This window comes from Bacillus sp. JJ664 (assembly GCF_036962205.1).
Classification (GTDB): Bacteria; Bacillota; Bacilli; order Bacillales; family Bacillaceae_G; genus Gottfriedia.
Genome location: NZ_JBALMS010000037.1, coordinates 1 through 20,160, shown reverse-complemented (window position 1 = coordinate 20,160; position 20,160 = coordinate 1). Strand labels below are relative to the sequence as shown.

General features: G+C 33.2%; 28 protein-coding genes and 1 pseudogene. 20 read left to right on the top strand and 9 right to left on the bottom strand.

The features are described 5' to 3' along the window. Positions 1 to 35 precede the first annotated feature (35 nt). Positions 36 to 1,166 carry a GerAB/ArcD/ProY family transporter gene (locus tag V7056_RS06280; RefSeq protein WP_499700308.1) on the top strand — a complete coding sequence of 377 codons (1,131 nt, stop codon included), beginning with the start codon at positions 36 to 38 and terminating at the stop codon, positions 1,164 to 1,166. 63 nt (positions 1,167 to 1,229) lie between these two features. Here V7056_RS06280 and V7056_RS06275 read toward each other — a convergent pair whose 3' ends face one another. The 3 genes from V7056_RS06275 to V7056_RS06265 all read right to left on the bottom strand — a co-directional run bounded on the left by V7056_RS06275 (position 1,230) and on the right by V7056_RS06265 (position 2,714). Beyond that, positions 1,230 to 1,613 (bottom strand): VOC family protein, encoded by a 384-nt coding sequence (locus tag V7056_RS06275; protein ID WP_499700306.1) that lies wholly within the window; start codon positions 1,611 to 1,613, stop codon positions 1,230 to 1,232. 65 nt (positions 1,614 to 1,678) lie between these two features. After that, complete coding sequence (bshB2, locus tag V7056_RS06270; RefSeq protein ID WP_499700304.1) at positions 1,679 to 2,353, bottom strand: bacillithiol biosynthesis deacetylase BshB2; 675 nt, start codon at positions 2,351 to 2,353, stop codon at positions 1,679 to 1,681. A 16-nt stretch (positions 2,354 to 2,369) separates the two neighbouring features. Then, a complete protein-coding gene (locus tag V7056_RS06265; RefSeq protein WP_499700302.1) occupies positions 2,370 to 2,714 on the bottom strand; it encodes a YojF family protein in 345 nt (114 codons plus the stop codon). Between the two features lie 430 nt (positions 2,715 to 3,144). Between V7056_RS06265 and V7056_RS06260 the strand changes: the two genes are divergently transcribed. Both V7056_RS06260 and V7056_RS06255 read left to right on the top strand, forming a co-directional pair. Next, positions 3,145 to 3,540: an FtsB family cell division protein gene (locus V7056_RS06260; RefSeq protein WP_499700300.1), complete on the top strand. Its 396-nt coding sequence runs from the start codon at positions 3,145 to 3,147 to the stop codon at positions 3,538 to 3,540. Positions 3,541 to 3,789: 249 nt separating this feature from the next. Beyond that, the gene (locus tag V7056_RS06255; RefSeq protein WP_499700298.1) at positions 3,790 to 4,107 is read left to right on the top strand and encodes a hypothetical protein; all 318 of its coding nucleotides are present in this window, start codon (positions 3,790 to 3,792) and stop codon (positions 4,105 to 4,107) included. A 57-nt stretch (positions 4,108 to 4,164) separates the two neighbouring features. Here the strand turns inward: V7056_RS06255 and tatC are convergent, their stop codons facing one another. Next, on the bottom strand, positions 4,165 to 4,893 hold the full coding sequence (gene tatC, locus V7056_RS06250; RefSeq protein WP_499700296.1) for a twin-arginine translocase subunit TatC: 729 nt from the start codon (positions 4,891 to 4,893) through the stop codon (positions 4,165 to 4,167). 218 nt (positions 4,894 to 5,111) lie between these two features. Here tatC and V7056_RS06245 point away from each other — a divergent pair, with 218 nt between their 5' ends. The 3 genes from V7056_RS06245 (at position 5,112) to V7056_RS06235 (ending at position 6,541) form a co-directional block, all read left to right on the top strand. Continuing rightward, positions 5,112 to 5,714 carry a metal-dependent hydrolase gene (locus V7056_RS06245; protein WP_499700294.1) on the top strand — a complete coding sequence of 201 codons (603 nt, stop codon included), beginning with the start codon at positions 5,112 to 5,114 and terminating at the stop codon, positions 5,712 to 5,714. A gap of 76 nt (positions 5,715 to 5,790) precedes the next feature. Beyond that, on the top strand, positions 5,791 to 6,228 hold the full coding sequence (locus V7056_RS06240; RefSeq protein WP_499700292.1) for a hypothetical protein: 438 nt from the start codon (positions 5,791 to 5,793) through the stop codon (positions 6,226 to 6,228). 16 nt (positions 6,229 to 6,244) lie between these two features. Beyond that, a complete protein-coding gene (locus V7056_RS06235; protein ID WP_499700290.1) occupies positions 6,245 to 6,541 on the top strand; it encodes a DUF2653 family protein in 297 nt (98 codons plus the stop codon). Between the two features lie 58 nt (positions 6,542 to 6,599). Here V7056_RS06235 and V7056_RS06230 read toward each other — a convergent pair whose 3' ends face one another. Next, a complete protein-coding gene (locus V7056_RS06230; protein WP_499700288.1) occupies positions 6,600 to 6,794 on the bottom strand; it encodes a YqzH family protein in 195 nt (64 codons plus the stop codon). A 166-nt stretch (positions 6,795 to 6,960) separates the two neighbouring features. Between V7056_RS06230 and V7056_RS06225 the strand changes: the two genes are divergently transcribed. From V7056_RS06225 to V7056_RS06170, 12 genes and pseudogenes are all read left to right on the top strand, one after another. After that, complete coding sequence (locus V7056_RS06225; RefSeq protein ID WP_499700286.1) at positions 6,961 to 8,223, top strand: Y-family DNA polymerase; 1,263 nt, start codon at positions 6,961 to 6,963, stop codon at positions 8,221 to 8,223. Between the two features lie 288 nt (positions 8,224 to 8,511). After that, positions 8,512 to 8,844 (top strand): YolD-like family protein, encoded by a 333-nt coding sequence (locus V7056_RS06220; RefSeq protein WP_499700284.1) that lies wholly within the window; start codon positions 8,512 to 8,514, stop codon positions 8,842 to 8,844. Positions 8,845 to 8,925: 81 nt separating this feature from the next. Beyond that, positions 8,926 to 9,150, top strand: coding sequence for a DUF1659 domain-containing protein (locus tag V7056_RS06215; RefSeq protein WP_499700282.1), 225 nt, complete (start codon positions 8,926 to 8,928; stop codon positions 9,148 to 9,150). Positions 9,151 to 9,167: 17 nt separating this feature from the next. Next, positions 9,168 to 9,383, top strand: a complete 216-nt coding sequence (locus tag V7056_RS06210) for a DUF2922 domain-containing protein (protein WP_499700280.1) — start codon at positions 9,168 to 9,170, stop codon at positions 9,381 to 9,383. Between the two features lie 219 nt (positions 9,384 to 9,602). After that, positions 9,603 to 10,436 (top strand): Cof-type HAD-IIB family hydrolase, encoded by an 834-nt coding sequence (locus V7056_RS06205; RefSeq protein ID WP_499700278.1) that lies wholly within the window; start codon positions 9,603 to 9,605, stop codon positions 10,434 to 10,436. Between the two features lie 308 nt (positions 10,437 to 10,744). Further along, positions 10,745 to 10,927 carry a hypothetical protein gene (locus V7056_RS06200; protein WP_499700276.1) on the top strand — a complete coding sequence of 61 codons (183 nt, stop codon included), beginning with the start codon at positions 10,745 to 10,747 and terminating at the stop codon, positions 10,925 to 10,927. Between the two features lie 229 nt (positions 10,928 to 11,156). Beyond that, positions 11,157 to 11,612 (top strand): BclA C-terminal domain-containing protein, encoded by a 456-nt coding sequence (locus V7056_RS06195; RefSeq protein ID WP_499700274.1) that lies wholly within the window; start codon positions 11,157 to 11,159, stop codon positions 11,610 to 11,612. 158 nt (positions 11,613 to 11,770) lie between these two features. Further along, entirely contained in the window at positions 11,771 to 12,265 is a 495-nt protein-coding gene (locus tag V7056_RS06190) for a DinB family protein (RefSeq protein WP_499700273.1), read from the top strand. A 284-nt stretch (positions 12,266 to 12,549) separates the two neighbouring features. Then, entirely contained in the window at positions 12,550 to 13,047 is a 498-nt protein-coding gene (locus V7056_RS06185; RefSeq protein ID WP_499700271.1) for a GNAT family N-acetyltransferase, read from the top strand. A 22-nt stretch (positions 13,048 to 13,069) separates the two neighbouring features. Beyond that, positions 13,070 to 13,363, top strand: a complete 294-nt coding sequence (locus V7056_RS06180) for a hypothetical protein (protein WP_499700269.1) — start codon at positions 13,070 to 13,072, stop codon at positions 13,361 to 13,363. A gap of 39 nt (positions 13,364 to 13,402) precedes the next feature. Beyond that, positions 13,403 to 14,095 (top strand): annotated as a pseudogene (locus tag V7056_RS06175) (lipid II flippase family protein); the annotation flags it as partial. 136 nt (positions 14,096 to 14,231) lie between these two features. Next, on the top strand, positions 14,232 to 15,173 hold the full coding sequence (locus tag V7056_RS06170) for an aminoglycoside phosphotransferase family protein (RefSeq protein WP_499700268.1): 942 nt from the start codon (positions 14,232 to 14,234) through the stop codon (positions 15,171 to 15,173). 46 nt (positions 15,174 to 15,219) lie between these two features. Here the strand turns inward: V7056_RS06170 and srtD are convergent, their stop codons facing one another. The 3 genes from srtD to V7056_RS06155 form a co-directional block, all read right to left on the bottom strand. Then, on the bottom strand, positions 15,220 to 15,840 hold the full coding sequence (gene srtD, locus V7056_RS06165; RefSeq protein ID WP_499700266.1) for a class D sortase, LPxTATN-specific: 621 nt from the start codon (positions 15,838 to 15,840) through the stop codon (positions 15,220 to 15,222). Positions 15,841 to 15,843: 3 nt separating this feature from the next. After that, positions 15,844 to 16,863: a processed acidic surface protein gene (locus V7056_RS06160; RefSeq protein ID WP_499700264.1), complete on the bottom strand. Its 1,020-nt coding sequence runs from the start codon at positions 16,861 to 16,863 to the stop codon at positions 15,844 to 15,846. A gap of 173 nt (positions 16,864 to 17,036) precedes the next feature. Further along, entirely contained in the window at positions 17,037 to 17,237 is a 201-nt protein-coding gene (locus V7056_RS06155; protein WP_087999273.1) for a CDGSH iron-sulfur domain-containing protein, read from the bottom strand. A gap of 161 nt (positions 17,238 to 17,398) precedes the next feature. Here V7056_RS06155 and V7056_RS06150 point away from each other — a divergent pair, with 161 nt between their 5' ends. Together V7056_RS06150 and V7056_RS06145 are read left to right on the top strand one after the other, a co-directional pair. Then, positions 17,399 to 17,974 (top strand): GNAT family N-acetyltransferase, encoded by a 576-nt coding sequence (locus V7056_RS06150; RefSeq protein WP_499700263.1) that lies wholly within the window; start codon positions 17,399 to 17,401, stop codon positions 17,972 to 17,974. A gap of 69 nt (positions 17,975 to 18,043) precedes the next feature. Further along, positions 18,044 to 19,207, top strand: a complete 1,164-nt coding sequence (locus V7056_RS06145) for an iron-containing alcohol dehydrogenase (RefSeq protein WP_499700262.1) — start codon at positions 18,044 to 18,046, stop codon at positions 19,205 to 19,207. A gap of 69 nt (positions 19,208 to 19,276) precedes the next feature. Here the strand turns inward: V7056_RS06145 and V7056_RS06140 are convergent. Continuing rightward, a partial coding sequence (locus V7056_RS06140) for an alpha/beta hydrolase (RefSeq protein WP_499700261.1) occupies positions 19,277 to 20,160 on the bottom strand: 884 nt, incomplete at its 5' end.

The window sequence follows — 20,160 nt, the reverse complement described above, 5'->3', positions numbered from 1 at the left end:
TGTCACTTATGACAGTTCAAAAAGTAGGTAAGTAGATGAATCGAAAAACAACGATTAGTGGTTTTCAATTTTTTTGTATGATTTTTTTGTTTGAAGTTGGAACTTCATCATTATATGGGCTTGCAAGTGATGCGAAGCAAGATGCTTGGATTAGTTTACTGCTTGCTTCATTTTTTGGCTGTATATTGTTTTATGTGTATATAAAATTATTTGAGTTATTTCCGGAGCAAACGTTTACGAAAGTGACTCAGGAGATTTTAGGTGAAAATGCTGGTAAAATCGTAGCCATAGTTTATCTGATCTATTTTATCTATATAGCTGCTAGAGATTTACGTGATTTTGAAGAATTATTAGTCATTACAATTTTTAATGCATCTTCGTTAATTTTGATTGGTATTTTTATGATGTTTGTTGTCATGTACGGAGCTCATAAAGGATTAGAAACATTTGCACGTGCAAATGAGTTCATTTTTATACTTATTATTATTATTGTTTTGATTATTGTAGGCTTTGAGAGTGTTTCTAAAATCTATCAAATCGATAATATTAGACCCGTATTGGAAAATGGTTGGAAGCCAGTCATTAAAGCATCTTTCCCACTTACTACGGCATTTCCTTTTGGGGAAGTGATTGTATTTACGATGATCATGCCGCATTTAAATAAAACAAATAAGGCGTTGAAAATAGGGATTCCAGCATTGATTTTTTCGGGTATGGTATTAATATTTTTTACCCTTAAAAACATTATGATTTTAGGCGTTTCTGTTTATGAAAGAGCTACTTTTCCACTTTTGACTGCAATTAGTTATATCAATATTGCCAATTTTGTTCAAAGATTGGATCCACTTATTGTTATTCTTATGGTAATCGGTGGTTTTGTTAAAATTTTTCTTTTTTACTACTGTGCAGTGACAATCTCTTCTGAACTTTTTAAAGTAAAGAAAAATAGTGATGTTATTTATCCAATTAGTTTCCTTGTAGTGATTAGTTCTTTATGGATTGCTCCAAATGTTCTACATCACTTTAAAGAAGGCTTAGAAATTGTTCCTTATTACTTGCATATACCATTTCAAATGATTATTCCTACGGCTCTGTTACTCATTGCTTTCATACAAAAGAAAACAAAAGTCAAAAACGAAATGGAAGGAGATAAGAGCGAACCATAAAAAAGGATAGAAATCGCAGAGTTTATGTCTGCTTTTCTATCCTTTTTCTCTCTATTTGATGGATTATGAATCCATTGAACTGCAAATTTCGATATAATGTCCATCAGGATCGCCCACATAAGCAACTGTTTGACCCCAAGGCTTTGTAATTGGTTCTTTTATTACCTCTACACCTTTGACGCGTAGTGCTTCTATTGTAGCAACAACATCCTCAGTTACAAAACCAATTTCAAATGTTTGCGAAGTTTGAGGTGTACTTTTATAACTTAATCCAGTTAATTCCTGTACATTGCCACGTTCGATCAATGCTAGAATTGTGTGCCCTGTGTCTACTTCTACATAGGTACCGTGATTCCCACGAACAGGTAAGCCTAATGCTTCTGTGTAGAAAGTAAGGGATTTTTCTAGATTTGAAACATATAAAATTAAGTATCTCATTTTTAACATTTGTTTACCTCCAGAATAATTACTAAATCTCTCACTATTTCTACAGAAAGCTGAGTTAAACCTTCTTATTCGAAGTGATAAGTGTAGAATGATTCTTTTGCAAAAAACATTTTCAATCGATCGTCTGCAATATCTTCAAACTTTTCAATTGTTGTAACGTCTTTTAACATTGCTTCTGTTTGGGAACGATGTGCTTTCATTGTTCGAAGCTTTTGACTAGCAACATTCATAATATCATTCACAATGTCAGGTTTTCCTAATACATCAAATCGTTCTTTCGTGATTGCAATACACCATACAACAGGTCTTTCGTCTGAAGTCATTCTGCTAACTGCTTCAATAGCTGCTCTTGCAGTAGCATCATGATCGGGGTGAACACCGTGTTCTGGATAAAAAGTAATCATTAATGTAGGCTGCACATCGTCAATCACTTCTTTAATTGCAGATACAACTATTTCAGGATCCTCAAATTCGATTGTTTTGTCATGAAATCCTAGCATTCTTAAGTCTTGGATACCCATTTCATTACAAGCATCTATTAATTCTTTTTTACGAATTTTAGGTAGGGTTTCTCTTGTCGCAAAAAAAGGATTTCCCATGTTGCGTCCCATTTCTCCAAGTGTTAAACATGCATATGTAACTTGAATTCCTTTGTTTGTAAATTGTGAAATTGTTCCAGCTGCTCCAAATGCTTCATCATCGGGATGAGGGAACACGATTAATACTTTTTCTTCTTTCATTAGTAGTGCTCCTCTCTTAAAATGGTGTGTGACTTAATTGTAGTGCAATTGCTAGTTTACCTTCTTCATTATGGCCTGCTAGTAGGAGGCGGTTTTCATCATCAATTTCAAAATCGGTCAAGCCTTCAGCAACTACCCAACCCTCATCAAGCTTTAATCCAACTCTATAAGGATTTTTTCCTGTTACAGTAGCACGGCTGATATTTACTTTTGTATTTCGAATAAATGCATTTACTGTCATTACTTTCTCATTAAAGTGATTAGCATAAGCACCATTAGTTGTTTCTAAATGTAAATAAACTGTTTGATCTATAAATTTTTGAAGTGCATCTTGAACTGCACTTGGTTCTAATTTTTGCATCGTTCATACCTCCTATAATGTGTATTATAATCGAACTCTTATTAAAATGGTAATGAGATGGTTTCGACAAATGGAAACATAAAAAGATCCCTATCAAATTGGGTGATAGGGATTGGGGGGATGTGTATAACATGATTACGAAAATTTAACTGTTTAAATTTTCAGTTAATTTAAATTAAATATACACGATATAAAAATCCCCGTCAACAACTTTAGTTAAAGTTTTTAAAATATTCTAAAAATAAAAAAGAGACTTTACAATTCTGCAATTTATGCCGATTAAATGTATGTACAATAACTCGACAAAATAATGGTACTTTAGTGATAAAAATACATTTTTTTACTTAATTTACCTTTTTTCTCTTTTCTATTAGTTTATTAATTGGTACACTAGACTAGAATAATATTTTTGAAAGTGAGGTAGTTATACGTGAAGGCAGAAGCACGAAAATTATATAGTCAACAAAGAGAAGTAATAAACAAGCCTTCTCGTAATCAATTTCCACAGGTTCAAAAAGGGAAATCAATTCGACTACATAGACTTGTATTAGCTCTATTATACTTGTCTTTATTTGTAGTTGCTGGAATTTATTGGTTTAGTCAACATCAAATCGTTTCAGCAAAACAAACTGAATTACATAATCTACAAGAAGAACAGAAGAAATTAGCAGTTACGGAAAAAGCACTAGATCGACAAATCAAACTGTTAAATAACCCAGACTATATAGCAAACTATGCTCGCGATGAGTATATGTTCTCTAAAAAAGGGGAAACAATTATCATCGTACCAAAGTCAAAAGAAGAACTTGAACAAAATAATAAATAGTATGTATTTTAAAGATTCTCATTCGTATGGGAATCTTTTTCTATTTCTATTATAGAACGATTGTTCTGTAAATGCAAGTGTAAAATAGAACGTACGAATGGGTATTTCGTGAATGAACAAATTATTCCTATTTTCTTACAAATGTCCTTTTTTTGATTCTAATATCCTATGATTTCTACAAAAAATTTACTATTCTGAAAAATGCATCTTTGATATAATTTATATAAGCTTAAAATAAGGAGGATTAACATGTTGAAAAAGTTCATTTATGTATTTGCTATTTTAATTGTACAACTGATTTTGACGTTCCTTGTTAGTGTTCTTTCGGATTCATCTCCTGGTAATTCTGCTATTATGATAGGATTCGCAACGACAATCGTCCTTTTTTGGAGAAGCGCAAAAAAACAAAGTTATACTCCTTTCCAACAATATCAGTGGTTACGTGCTGTGGGTTTAGAATTAAATGAATTACATAAAGATTTTAAAAGAAAGTTAGCAATCAAAGCTTCGCTAATGTATAGTTTCTCTGGTGTAGTCGTTACATTGTATTCGTCTCAAATCTTTTAAAATGTTAGGATAAAAAAATGGACAAGCATCTTTCAATGCTGTCCATTTTTTTTATTGCTAATCTTGTACTATTTGCTCGCGTTTCATACGTCTTCTATATGCAAAAGTAGAGACGATGATACTACATTCATAAATAATTAGTAAAGGGATACTTGTCATCATGTCTGATACAAAATCAGGAGGTGAGATTGTTGTCCCGATAATAATTAAAATAAAGTATGCAAATCTTCGTGATTTACGTAAAAATGCTGGTGTTATGATTCCGATACTTGTTAAGAAAAGTATAATAACCGGTAAATCAAAGAAAAATGCAAATGGTATCACTAAATTAAATAAAAAGCTAAAATATCGCTCTGCTGTAAAAGTAACAGTTACGAGCTCAGAACCTATTTCTGTTAAAAATGCTAAAACGTTTGGAAAGATAAAATAATATCCAAAGGCCATGCCACAAATGAATAAAATAAACAGTGCAGGTATGTATAGCATTGTTGTTTTTTGTTCTTTTATATGTAATGCAGGTTTGACGAATGCCCATAATTGGTATGCAATGACTGGAATGCTACACGCTATAGCGAATACTCCACCAATCATAAAGTAAATCCAAAGGACGTCACTTGGACCTAAGGCTATTAGCTTTTCATTCAGGCCTCTTACTAGAAAATGAAAAATATCTTTTGTAAAATATAGACCAATTCCTAAAAATAAAACGAATGAAACAATTACTTTTATTATTCTACTTCGAAGTTCATCTAAATGATCAATGACACTCATTTCTTTTTCTTGCATATTTTCCCCCAACGCAAACTGTGAAAGTATTTTATGATAACATCTTAGTTTCCTTCATTTTGTCAGAAAAAAGTTCAATCGTCAATGAATATAAGGGACTTTTAAGAATCAAGTAATTTCCAACTTTTTCTTATATAGTAATAGGCATTCTATTCTTGTCCGACTATAATGAGTTATATGAACATTTATATTTGTTAAGACAAGGAAGGTATGTAATATTGGATGGAAAAAGTCATGTAATTGTAGGATTATTCGCAACAGGAGTAACAATGTACGCAACAAACAATGATGCAATGACCGTTCCACTTATTGTTGGTGCAATCAGTAGTTTGGCTCCAGATTTAGATCATCATAACGGCTCATTAACGAAGAAAGTGTCTACACCACTTAAGATTCTATTTAGCTTTTTATTTTTAGCAGTTTCTTTATTTATCATCATGAAAACGGGGAAGTTGATTTTTTCAGGATCATGGATATATGGTGTAGGAATATTGGTTCTATTTTTATTTTGTATTAGCTGGCTACGGAATTTAAAAACGATTTTAATGCTGACTGGCTTATTAATTTCATTTATAGGCTGGTTTGCTTTTTATGGAAATTGGTCAATCATTGCACTTGGGCTCTTTATTGCTATTTCTTCAAGGTTAAAGCACCGTGGTCCGACCCATTCTCTTTACTTTTTAGCGATTTGGAGTGGTATTTGTTTTTTTATTCAAAAGGACCTACAAATTGATGGTCTGTGGTTGGCAGGGACAGTCGGGTATTTTTCTCATCTTCTAGCTGACCAACTGTTTACAAAACAGAGTATAAAGTGGCTGTAGTTTCTTCTTTCTTACATTTTTTTATTGAAAACATCCATACTAAAAAGGATGTTGATAATGAAAGAAGGGGCTTAATTTGAAGAAAACAAATCTTTGGTATTTTGCGTTTACTATCGTTCTGATTTTAACTTTTTCAGTTCCAGTTAATGCAAACACTCATTTTCACAATCTGCAAACTGTGAAAGTTTCTGCAAAAACGAGTTTCTCTAGTAAGCAATCATCAATGCAATATGCAGCAAGAAGATCCTATCGCTCAAATAGAAGCTATCGTCCAACTGCTCCTAGATCTAGTTATCGTACACCTAGAAGTACTGGTAGAAACTTTTTAGGATATGCTGGTGCTTTTGGAATTGGATCGCTATTTGGTTCGATGATGCATCCCTTTGGTGGTTATTACGGCGGACAACAATTTGGATTTTCATTTTTTAGTCTTTTATTTGATATTTTAATCATCGTTGCCATTATATGGTTTGTTAAAAAAATCTTTCGTAGAGGAAATAGAGATCATTATTAATGAACTGAGGTGACTGATGAAAATCTATCTAAATGAACAAGACGTGGCAAATGCAATTTGTGTATTTGTTGCCGATTTAGAACGTATTCACCCGGAAGAAGTGCAAATTGAATTTTTGTTCAATGAAGAAGAAGGAGTAAGTTGTCTAGTTAAAATGTATAACCGTAGCTTCAATTACGGTGAACAACAAATGTCAGATGCCATCGGTTTTTTTCTTGATGAAGTACATCGATTTTCTTCTCACTCAATGGAAATTATCATTCATTTTAATGAAGATGAAGGAATCACAAGCGAAGTATCATTTACATACTAATAAACCCGAGAGGAACGAATTGTTCTATCTCGGGTTTTTCTATTTTTAAGCTCGGATGTTAGGCATAATTTGTTACGTATTCGTAAACAATATCTTGTACTAATTCATGTAACGAACGTTCGCTTTTTTCTTGCTCGACTAAAATTTGTTTGTACAGTTCATCCAGCATATCATTTGTAATCCACTCTTCATGTTCTCCCCCATATTGCGTTAATGCTCGCTTGATCATTAGCTTTACAAACTGTCCATCCACTTACATCGTTCCTCCCCCTCGAGTTAGTTTAAGTATATCCAAATTTTTCATTACTTCATAGCGAAAAAATTAATTGAAATAGAACGTATATTCGTTTAATATATGTTTATAATAAAAATAAGAACATAGGTTCTGCTATTTTTTGGAAGAATTGGGAGTGATATGTATGAGCGTTTGTTATGAAGAGTTACCACATCATCGTATATTATGCATCGATATGAAAAGCTTTTATGCAAGTTGTTCTGCGGTCATGCTCGAATTAGATCCATTAACATGTTACTTAGCAGTTGTTGGAGATGTTGAAAGAGAAGGAAGTATCGTACTAGCGGCTTCACCACAATTAAAAAAAGAGTTTGGTATTAAAACAGGTTCACGAGTGTTTGAAATTCCAAAAGATCCACGGATTAAAATTGTTAATCCATCAATGGCAAAGTATTTGGAAATATCAACAAACATTGTGAAGTTATTAAATGAATATGTGCCATTAGAGGATTTACATGTATATAGTGTTGACGAATGTTTTTTAAAGGTTGATGGCGTGAAGAAATTATGGGGCGACGCATGGGAAATTGCTGGAAAAATTCAAGCTGACATTTTAGCTCGTTTTAAATTGCCATGTTCAATTGGGATTGGCCCTAACATGTTAATGTCAAAGCTCTGTCTGGACTTAGAGGGGAAAAAGAAAGGCATTGCAGAGTGGACATATGAAGATGTAGAAAAAAAGCTATGGGAGGTTAGTCCGCTTAGTGAAATGTGGGGGATTGGTCGAAGAATTGAACGCACCCTTAATTCAATGGGCATTTTTACAGTAGGACAGCTAGCAAAATACCCACTTCACTTGCTTGAAAAGAAGTTTGGTGTGATGGGAAACCAACTATACCATCATGCATGGGGAGTGGATCTCTCTGAGCTTGGTGCGCCAATTATGAATGGGCAGATTAGTTTCGGAAAAAGCCAAATATTAATGAGAGACTATACAAAAGTAGAAGAAATTAAATTTGTTATTCGTGAAATGTGTGAAGAAGTAGCACGTCGTACTCGAAATGCCAAAAAGGCAGGCAGAACAATTACACTAGGAATCGGATATAGTCGCGAGGAGTTTGGAGGGGGATTCTCTCATGCATTTACAATGGATGAACCAACAAATATCACATCGGACTTGTATGAAGTTTGCATGAAGCTTTTTGATCAATATTACGAAGGAAAAACTGTGCGACAAGTACTCATTACGCTTTCCAATATTGTCAGTGATGAATTGATGCAACTAAATTTATTTGATCAGAAAAAGCCCCAAAAACGAAATCTAGGCTACGTGATGGATGCAGTAAGAAAAAAATACGGCTCCAATGCACTTCTATGGGCAGTCTCCTACGCAGAAGGCGGCACCGCACTCGCAAGAAGCAAACTAGTAGGAGGACATAAAGGGTAACAAGAAAAGTGGAGGCAAATAGCCCTGCCCCGACAAGCGTAAGGCGGAGAACAATGAAAGTTGCTTTTTAACTTTCAATGTTATTCGACTTATGACCTCGAGGGGCAATTTGCCGGAACTAGACAGAGAGAAAAGTGGAGCCGACTGTTTAGCTCCGACAGCGTAAGACCAAATGCCTCTGCTCGTTACTTGGACTGTAACCGACTAGAACGATTAACGATTATCGAGAAGTAGAAGGTGTGTTACCGAAACACTACTAAGAATGATAGATAAAAGGAGAAGATTGAAATGATTCGTGACCGAGGTACAATCAAATGGACGTCAATGATGTTACCTGAACATGTAAAGATGCTTCGCGACTGGAAGGTGTCACAAAACTATGAACAGCAAAGAGATGTGGATGAGCAGTTATTAGAAGAGATGAATCGCCATCTTCAGCAAGCAGTTTTTGAAGATGAAAATGTACAGATTACGTATTATAAAGATCACCATCATCATAGCGTGAGTGGAAAAGTAGGGAAAATTAATTTACACCAAAATAGACTATCTATATACGAAGAACAAGCAGGTTATATGGAGCTAATATTAAGTGATATTGTTGATGTAAAGATTGGAACGTGAAGACCCAAATTATAAATATTGTTGCGTTAGCGAAAAATAACTCCCTTATTTTTATATATACAACGAAAGGGGGAGTTGAAAATGGCGCAAATCGCTACTCAACAACTAACATTGTATGTAAATTTACATGCAGGAAAAGATGCAGAGGGGAAAAACATCATCAAGAAAAAGGTATACAAAAATGTGAAGGTCGGTGTGGATTTAGAGAAGCTAATCCTGATTGGTAATGCACTGGCATCACTTCAAGATTTACCTATTGCAGATTTAGAAGTATTAAGTAACGGAGTGCTTTTAAACAATATATAGAAAAGGGGAGATGGAAGATGATCCAAACATTAGAATTAAAATTTTTAAATGAACAAGAGAAAATTGTGACACTAACTGTCGATAATCCTACGATTCCAGTTAATCCAGCATTAGTTAAGCAAGTAATGGATAAAATTGTAGCAAATAATGTCTTTACCTCATCTGGTGGAACTGTTGTGGCAGTACAAAGTGCGCGCCTTATTGGTAAAGAAGTAATCGATATTGATCTCTGAAAAAATGAAACGTCCGGAAAAGTTAAAGATGCTTCAAAAACTGAAATGAAAATATAAAAATTGGAAGCAACAAGACAGTCTGAAACCTCCTCGTAAATGCAGGAGGTTTTTTTATGCGTTATAATAAGAAAGAATGGATGAATAAATATGTTTTTACTAGTAATTAGTGAATACTTAGGCTTAAGATAGTAATAGAATAGTAGAAAAGGAGCGAACGACATGGCATTGATTGCAATTGATATGGATGGCACGCTTGTAAATGGTCAGAATGGAATACCAAAGGAAAACGTAGAAAGCATTCGAGCTGCACAAAAGGAAGGAATCCATGTTGTCATTTCTACAGGTAGAATGTACGAAAGTGCAAAAGAAACTTTAGATGAAGCAGGTTTAACTTGTCCAATTGTTTGTTTAAATGGATCTCAAATTTATGACAATGAAGCCAATATTTTGCATAATGATTCAATGGATAAAGTAGTATTTGCAAAGACTTTGGCAATTTGTGAAGAGGAAAATAAGACATTTATAATCAGTACAAGTGAAGGTTCTTTTACTAAATGTCGCGATACTTTATATGAAGAGTTTTTTACGAATAAGGAAACTGGAAAAATTCATAAAGTAACGGCTACTTTAAGAAAAGTTCGTAATTATACATCGGTAGAGGATTTTAAAGATCTTGATGTATATAAAATATTATTTCTTTCGAATGATCCAGAAGTCATTAATCGTACTCGACTAAGACTTATGCAAGAAGAGAACTTATTAATTACTTCTTCGCATTCAAATAACGTTGAGATTAATGCGGCAAACGTAAGCAAGGGAGCTGCATTGTTAAAGCTGGCACCGATTTTAGGTGTAGATTTAAAAGAGAGTATGGCAATTGGAGATAGCTTTAATGATGTATCTATGTTTAATCGTGTAGGTTTTCCAGTAGCAATGGGGAATGCAAAAGAGGAGCTTCAGCGCCAATGTGCATTTGTGACAAAAACAAATGATGAAGCAGGAGTAGCACATGCTATTTATCATTTCTTAAGTCAAAAACAAAAACAAAACTAAATAAAATGTGAAAGCCTTATCCATTAACGGATAAGGTTTTTTTGCGTTTAAAAAGACCTTTGAATTTTTCGGAAAATCTGTCAGAAAAGATTTAACATCGGAATCCTGAATTTGAATAGGAAGAAGGTGAAATCTGTAAAGGGAAATCTACCTAGTTATAGAAAATAATAAAAAGAGATAGAAAAACAGATAAAACAGACGAACAACACCTTGAAGCATAGAATCAGTTGGTTGCGCTAGAGCATTATGTTGGTAGTAAGAAGTAATACATAGTATTTATAGAACCAATTTAAAGGAGAGTGGAATCAATGCATTCAATCATTGGCTTTTTCCCAATATACTTTCTTATTTTTTATATTGGAATACCAGTAACGATTGTCTACTTTTTTTATAAGAAATATGAACGTTTAGCGAACAAAAGGAATGTTGAATTAGAAAAACAAACAAAAGCACTAGAAAGAATTGCTAGTATCATGGAAAGGTCTACATAAACAGATTTTTGTATAATGTCAAAGTAAGATTGATTCTTACTATACTATCCTTAGTCTTCCAAGATCTAAGGATTTTTATTTTTTATGAAAATATGCGACTAAAATCATGATGAAATAGTAACGAAAGTGAAAGTAAATCATATTAATAGATTATAGGAATATAGACAAGCTCTAAGGACATTATTTTCAATGGAGGATCAATGTCTAATATAATGAATAAGGTGATAATATGGATTTTGGAAGACATCCAAGACCACATAGACCAACACCACCACCAGGTCTAGGTGGAAGACATTTTGCACATATTACGAATAGCGGTGGAGTAATTGCGGTACTAAATGAAGGGACAGACGCTACATTCTCATCTTTCCAAAATATTGGAGAGGAAATCACGATTAATGAGACAAATGATAGATTGACGGTCGAACATCCAGGGAATTATTTAATTATTTATTCAGTAAATACTACTACGGAAACAACACTATCTACTAGATTACTAGTCAATCGTCGACCTGTAGATGCTACGACAATCACGCCTGTCATCAGTCGAACACAGTATAATAATCAAATTATATTGCCATTAGAAACTGGGGATACGATTTCTCTTCAATTGTTTGGAATTGTAGGTTTAGCGACTCTAGGAACAGGAGCAGGAGCTACACTCACAATTTTTAAACTTCATTAATAAATTCAACTGAGGTAAGTTATCCTATGACTCAAAAATGCATTACTGATCATTATGAGGTAGTGCATTTTTTGTGTAAAAAATAAGATAATAAGAGGTTAATTATAAAAGATAACGAATAAGATAGATAAAAAATATGTTTGGTAAAGGAGAAATGAATGAGTAAAAAAGAATTGCTATTAGATCAGTTAGCTATCTGTAGAAATGACGAAAGCTGGATTAAGCCTTTAAGTATAGCATTAGAAGGGTTAAATAAAGAAGATATAGTGTGGAAGCAATCAGAAAAAATGCATTCGATCCTTGAAATAGTCAATCACTTACATTTTTATAATGAAAGATGGTTAAAGCGATTTAAAGGAGAGATACCAACAGAAATTGTTGAGCGAAATGCAGATACATTTTTTGAGATTGATCATGTTACAGAGGAAAGTTGGAAAACGCTTGTTAAAAAGGCAGATGAAGGTTTGGCAAGCTGGCAGCGAGTAATAGAGGAGACAACTGAATCAAAACTCCATGAACATATCCCGACATTTCCAGAAGATGCGATTTGGTGGCAAGCAATTTCCAATCTATGTACCCATAATACATACCATATTGGACAAATCATCTTTATTCGTAAAGCTCAAGGATCGTGGCATATTGTAGAAGATTAAGAGAGAAGAACAACATTACCGTCTAAGGTAAATATGCTCCTCATTAGGGCTGCACGTCTCGAAAGACAAGCGTTTTCAGGCAGTCTGAAATCTAATTTTTTTACTTTGTCAAAACACCAATTATGGTGTTTTTTTGTCATTAACGAGTATGTAATAGAAAAGAAAAGACGAGTAAAGATCTATCTTTCTAGTAAAATTTACGAAAACAGCTTCAGAAAAAACGAAAAAAATAATTTGAAAATAGTGGTATAATATTCCATATATAAGCATTGGGAGTGTGGAACATGCAAATCAGGGAAGCAACACCAAATGATGCAGAAAAGTTTTTGAATTTAGTAGTGGAAGTTGAAAGTAAAGCAGATTATATGTTATTTGAAGCCGGTGAAAGAAAGGCTACAGTGGATAAACAACGTAAGCAGCTAGAAATGATTGAAAAACAGAAGAATGCAACGATTTTTTTAGCAGAAGAAAAAGGCAAGCTAATCGGGTATTTAATAACAATAGGTGGTACAACAAAAAGGAAAAAACATACTGCATATATAGTGATCGGTGTATTAGATCAGTATAAAGGGAAAGGAATTGGAACTGCATTATTTGAACAACTAGATGAATGGGCAATTATACATGACATCGTAAGATTAGAGCTGACAGTTGTTACACAAAATGAAGCAGGAGTAAATTTATATAAAAAAATGGGTTTTGAAGTTGAAGGAATGAAAAGAAAATCCCTTTTAGTTAAAGATCAATTTTTAGACGAATTTTATATGGCTAAAATACGATAAACACAACAGGTTGGTGCAGAAGATGAGGTTTATATTAGAAATCATTAGAATCATAGCTATTTTCACTATATTAGGAGCGCTATTTAGTGAGATCTTACAATTAATTTATAAGAATTTGCATGTAACGGTTAGCAATCAAAACGGATGGATTGCTAGTGTAAGTATTTTTCTTTTACTATTTGTATTGTATCGAAATAAAATGCAATTTTCTGGTTGGTATAGTGGGCAGAAAATGGATAAGCTTTCGAAAAAAACTACACGTTTATTAGTGATTCTGTCATGTTGCTTGCTGATACTAGTACCATTCATACATTAAAATACAAACTGCAAAAGTTGATGAAAAGAAGTGAAGTTCATGGGAATGATAACGGGAAATGTAATCATGATTTCTTTGTTCATCTTAATTATACATAGTATTGAAACGCTTGCTTATTCTGTCAGACTTTCTGGGGCAAGAGTTAAGCTAATCGCGTCTGCTTTATCATTATTTAATACGATGGTAATTGTTTCTCGGATGTCAAACATGATCCAACAACCATTTACTGGAGGATTAGTAGATCGAGCGAGAAACAGCCATCAATTAGATCTAATAGACAATCAAATAAGAGTATTAATCGGGGCATCAACGGTTGGGACAATCATTGGTATACTACTGATGCCAACATTTGTCGCTTTATTCTCCAGAGCGATTATTGAATTAAGTAATGAGCGGGGATCAATTTTAACAGTCCTAAAAAAATCATTTACGATTGATATGTTTAAACGAAGCTTTAAGCACTTTCGAATGCCTAGATTATCATATATAAAGGAAATCGATTTAAAAGACATACCATATAAGTTGTTTTTGATTAATTTAATCGTCACAGCAATTTATACGATTGGTGTGTTATCTGCTTTGTATGCATCTGTATTAGCTCCAGATAGAGCGACAAGTACAGCTATGGCGTCAGGTTTGATCAATTGAATAGCGACGATATTATTAGCACTATTAATTGATCCAAAAATTTCAGTTTTAGCAGATGATGTTGTAAATAATAGAGGCAGTTATGCAAAATCGCGATATTCATTTAGTTGAATCGCTTTTTTTATTTATCTTGTTTATAAAATTCTAAAATTAATAGACAGAGAATATAGTTTTATTGGAAAATAGTAAACAAGAAATTATACGTAATGGAGAATAAGAGATGATCAAACAAAATGTCCGGTCACACATTTTGAAAAAATATAATATTAATGAAAATGATTTCTTAGGCAAAGGCCAGGAAGCAGAAGTCTATTCGTATCATCAAGATCGAGTATTCAAGTTGTATCAAGTTTCAGCATTTGAAAAACAAAAAATCTTAAAGTCATTTTATGAATCGATGAATGAAAATGTTGTTAATTTCAATTTACCAAAAATATATGAAATTATAAAAGAGAAAGAAGCGGTCATAACAATCGAGAAACGAATTGAAGGTAGGAATATTCAAAAAGCTTTGTCTAACTTTGATTACGATCAGTTGAATGCCTTTTTTAAACAGTACTTATCAACGATTTTAAGTATAAAAGAAATAACACTTGAACATAAAATCGATGGACATAAATTATTAAGGGATTATGAAATGCGTAATAAGCCAGCAGATTGGAATGAGTTTTTAAAACAATCTCTGATTCAAAAAAATAAAGAAGTAGAAATGTACTTGATGAAGGATGTAAAAGATTACGAAAGTAAATACCTTTATTTTCTAAACGTATTATCAAAGAAATATGAAGGAGAGTATGACTTAATTCACGGAGATTTCTATCCTTCTAATTTGTTAGTTAAAGATGACGGTAAAATTAACGGTGTAATTGATTTTGGTTTAATGACAATGTCTGGTGATTATTTATTTGATGTAGCTTTAAGTTGGATTTTATTTGACCTATATGATGAACTAGGAGCGGTAAAATTAAATCATTATGTAAATATGATCATCGAAAAAATAGGTGAGCAAGTAAAGGAAAGTTTATTTTTTTACGCACTGTATTATAGTTATTATTCAGCGAATTTCTTTTCAGAAAATTGTAGTGATGGTCACTATGAATGGAGCGTTCGAAATTTAAACAATGAAACGTATTGGGCAGAATTGAAAGATTATAAGAAATAAATTTTCACATAAAAAAGAGACTCACTACGAATAGTGAGTCTTTTTGTTATTTATTTACTTCAGATTTTACTAAACCAGCAACAAGTACATAGCGCTGTGGTGCAGGACCGATATAGCGGAAAGGGTAACAAGTACTTACAGTTAAAGTCGGTCTTCGTTTTGGAATAATTACTGTACGATCATCTTTATCAACGATACGAATTTTACGCACTTCATACGTAAACGTACCAGCCGAAGTGGTTACAATGAGTTGATCGCCAATTTTTACATCACCAAGCTGACGAAATACTGTATCACGGTGACCCGCTAGTACACTATTATCTCTCTCTCCTGGTAAAACCGATTTAGCATAATGGCCAATTCCTTTAGAAAGCTCTTCCTCATTTGTACCATGAAATATTGGAATCTTTGCATTGATTCGTGGAATCGTTAATGTTCCCATCTCATCGCCAAATTCCGGATAAGTCTTATAAAGTGGTTCATTCCTTTTTTTCTGTGCTAACTTTTTTTCTGTTTCTTTATTCACAGATTCTTTAAACTCATCTTTTGTCTGCTTATAAAGCACATATGTTTTAATCATCGTAAAAGCATTTGTCGTAGTGAATAATAAGCCAACTAGAAAAAGGAAAGCAGAGAGTATTAAAAGAATTTTCCGTTTACGATTCATCGATTAACGATTAGCGTTTGCTTTTTTACGTAAAGCAAGTGCAGATAACATCATGAATGCACCAGCTAACGCCCACTCAGTTGTGTGAGAAGCAGTTTTTGGTAGTTTTCCGCCATTTTCAGTTCTTGAAATTGTTGGTTTGTTCACTACAGTTTTTACATCATCAACTAATCCCGGGATGTCTATTTCAGAGAATAATTCATCTGATAAAACTGCATCTAATAATAAATTACCTGCATTATCGAAAATTTCTACATAAAGTTTAACGTTTTCAGCAGTTTCTAATGAATCGTCCATCATCAGCATTTGAGCAAAAGTAAGAGGTGATTTTACACCATTTTGTTCAATTGATACTTTCACATCAATTTTTAATGTAGATTGAAGTTCTTTAACGATATTTGTCATTTCAGCTGTTAATGCAGCTGGAAGTTCTTCAGGAGTTGTTTCCATAGAGAAAATATCTTCGTACTGATCAGATAAATCAGTCATTCTCTCTCCTAAAACTTCTAATTTAGCTTCAACTGCTGGGTCTTCAGATATAACATTATCAATATACTCAGTTAAGTTATTAATTTCATCTTCAGTAATACCCATCATTTCGAAAATATCAGCAAAGTCTTCCATAGTAGGAGAACCAAGATCTTCTTCTTCCATTAAAATTAAATACTCAACATCTGATGTGAAGTAATAAGTATCTAATAAAGTTGCATCTTCATCCATATCGTCATAAAAGACTGCAAGTTCTTTTACTTCTTCTTCAGTGTAACCGTACTCATCTAAAAGCGCTGCTAAACTTTCTTCAGTCAAAGGATCCCCTAATGTTTCTTCTAATTCCTCTACCGAATCATAATCTTCAATAGATTCATCATAGTATGAGTTTAAGTACTCTTCTAATTCATCTTGAGTCATGTTAATGCTTTTTAAATACTCAGTTAACTCAGTTTGATCTGGTGCTGCTAGAGCAGTTACTCCTGGTGTAACTAAAGCTGCGGATAAAACGATCGATGCTACGATTTTCTTCATGTTGCTTCCCCCTAAGTATTATCCTATTAGATAAAAAATGAAATGTGTGCAAGTCTATTAGATAAGTTATGAATCTTTCAAACTATCATCCAAAAAAGAAAAATAGAATTTACACCAATAGTAAAACCGATTTGTACGAAAAACGAACGAATCGGTTTTACATTGTACTTAACTTATTTCGGAGCGCGTACAACAGACTCGAACTTACCTTTATGTGAAGCATCACAATAAGGAAAGTTGCTTGATAATCCGCAACGACATAATGAAAAAGCGGCTTTTTGAGGGAATTTATTTCCTTCAGCATCAATTAGCTCAACCGTTCCAGTAACTCGTAAAGGACCATTATCTAGTACTTTAATTTGAACATCAGACATAATATTGCCTCCTAGACACATTTAGATTAATTATACATTAAATTACTATTAAAAATAAAGGGGGAAATCATATGAATTATACATTTATGTTATGAAAATTACGAAGGTTACAAGTAAATATGTTATATTAAAGTAATAATTCAAGGGTAAAAGGTGAAATCATGATTCGTTTAGCAAAAAAAGAAGATGCAAAGCAAATTGTTCCATTAATCGTACAAGCTATTGAAGATATTGCTTTTATGCTAACAGGAACAAAAACTTATGAAGAAGCAGAAACATTATTAACATATTACGTACAATCCGAGAACAATCGCTTAAGTTATCATAACTGTCTTGTGAAAGTACAAGAAGAACAAGTGATTGGTGTCATTATAGCCTATCAAGTTTCAGCATTAGCTGAGCTTGATCAAGAAATGCTAGAAATCATCAGTCGAAATACAAAAAAAGATGCCAAGGTAGATAAAGAAGCAGAAGAAGGCGATTATTATATTGATACGGTGTCTGTAAATCCCGCTTATCAAGGATTAGGAATTGGTACAGAGCTGTTGAACGGCTTATTGGAACATGCGAAAACAAATGGTGTAAAAATAGTTTCTTTAAATGTCGATCAAGATAAACCAGCAGCACGTCGTTTGTATGAAAAAGTAGGTTTTGGTTATGAAAAGGTTCAACAAATCATGGGAAAACCGTACGATTATTTAGTTTTTCCAGTTATTGAAAGAAATATTCCAATCTAAAGTCGTTTCAGATGCATCCTTTCTATGAATTCAGTTAAAATTAAGATGAAAAGAATAGGAGGGAAACGTATGAACTTTTTTACATTTGCAAATCCAACAGAATTAATTTTTGGTAAAGATAGTGTACAAAAACTAAAGGACAAAGCACAAAGCTTTGGAAAAAATGTATTACTTGTTTATGGCGGCGGTAGCGTAAAAAGAAATGGTCTATATGACCAAATCGTAGGGATTTTAAAAGAAGCAGATAAAACAATTCACGAATTAAGTGGAGTTGAACCAAATCCAAGATTATCTACGGTACATAAAGGGATTCAAATTTGTAAAGGTGAGCATATCGATTTCATCTTAGCAGTTGGTGGTGGATCAGTTATTGACTGTACGAAAGCAATTGCTGTAGGTGCAAAATTTGATGGTGAGATTTGGGATGTTATTACTCGTAAAGCAGTTCCGACTGACGCAATAAAATTTGGAACAGTTCTAACACTAGCAGCAACTGGATCTGAAATGAATGCAGGATCAGTTATTACAAACTGGGAAACAAATGAAAAATTAGGATGGGGAAGTAAATTTAGCTATCCAACATTTTCAATCTTAGATCCACAAAACACATTTACAGTTCCACGTGATCAAACAGTATACGGTTCAGTTGATATTATGTCTCATGTACTTGAGTCATATTTCCATCATGGAACGAACACAAAAATCCAAGATCGTTTTTGTGAAGGAATCTTGAAAACTGTCATTGAAACAGCTCCAATTGCAGTCGAAAATTTAGATAATTATGAAGCACGAGAAACGCTTCTTTACAGTGGAACAATGGCACTAAACGGCATACTAAGTATGGGCGTACAAGGAGATTGGGCTACTCATAATATCGAGCACGCTGTATCTGCAGTATCAGATATTCCACACGGTGGTGGATTAGCGATTATATTCCCACATTGGATGGAGTATGTAATGAATGAAAATGTTGATCGTTTTGGTCAATTTGCAGAAAGAGTCTTCGGCATTGAACAAGGAACAAAATCAAAAGAAGAATGGGCATTAGAAGGAATCAAAGCATTACGCTCATTCTGGAATTCAATCGGTGCACCTAGCAAACTAAGTGAATACGGTATTACAGAAGATCAACTTGAAGAAATGTCAGCTAAAACGGTGAAGTACGGACCATTTGGATACTTTAAAAAATTAGATCAAGAAGATGCTTTGAAAATCTTAAAAGCAGCACTTTAATAGAAAAAGGATAGAGTTTTTGCTCTATCCTTTTTTGTTATGATTAAGTATTTTGGAAAAATATAATTTCTATAAAGTTTTTTGTTTCATAGTCCCTTGCTTTACAATTTCATCTAAAAAGGAAGAAACAGCGGCATAATATTCTGATTTGTTTTCATTTAAACTCATAGCATGGCCACCATTTTCTGTAAGGAATAATTCTCTTATTCCTTGTTTTTTTGCATCGAATAATTGTAGCGAATGTGAATAAGGGATATATAAATCTGGTTTACTATGGATAAAAAGAATTGGACTTTTAACATGTGATATAGCATCTAAAGGGGAAATATCTTTTATCCAAAAACCTTCACGAAGCTTTAACCAAATAGTAGCTACAGGCAGAATCAACCATTTAGGAATGTTATATTCAACTTTTAAACGATAGACTAGCTGTTCCTCAAATGTAGAAAATGAACAATCAGAAATATAAAAGTCAGCTGAATCTTCAACAAATCCTGCATATTGTAGTAATGTAGCAGCTCCCATCGACTCTCCGTGAATACCGAATACAATATGACCTTTCAAATCTTTTAAATAATGTATGATGGTTTGTAAATCGTATTTTTCATAAAAACCATAACTAGTTGTATTCCCACCTGATTCACCGTGACGTCTATGATCGTAGGTTAATACGTTAAAACCAAGCTTTAAAAAAAGCTCAACATATTTTATTGAATTATTTTTATTCACAGTTACCCCATGCGTAATAATAACCCATTTGTTGTTGTCGTACATTTCATATAAAAATCCTTTTAAATGATATCCATAACGCGATTGGACAGTAAAGGATTGCTTATCAATTGAACGATACCAACCTTCGTCAAATCGTAAATTTTCTGACTCGCGCTGATAGATATAGTCTAATGAATTTGTTTTCATAAACAACACTTGCTTTGTAAAATAGAAACCAACAA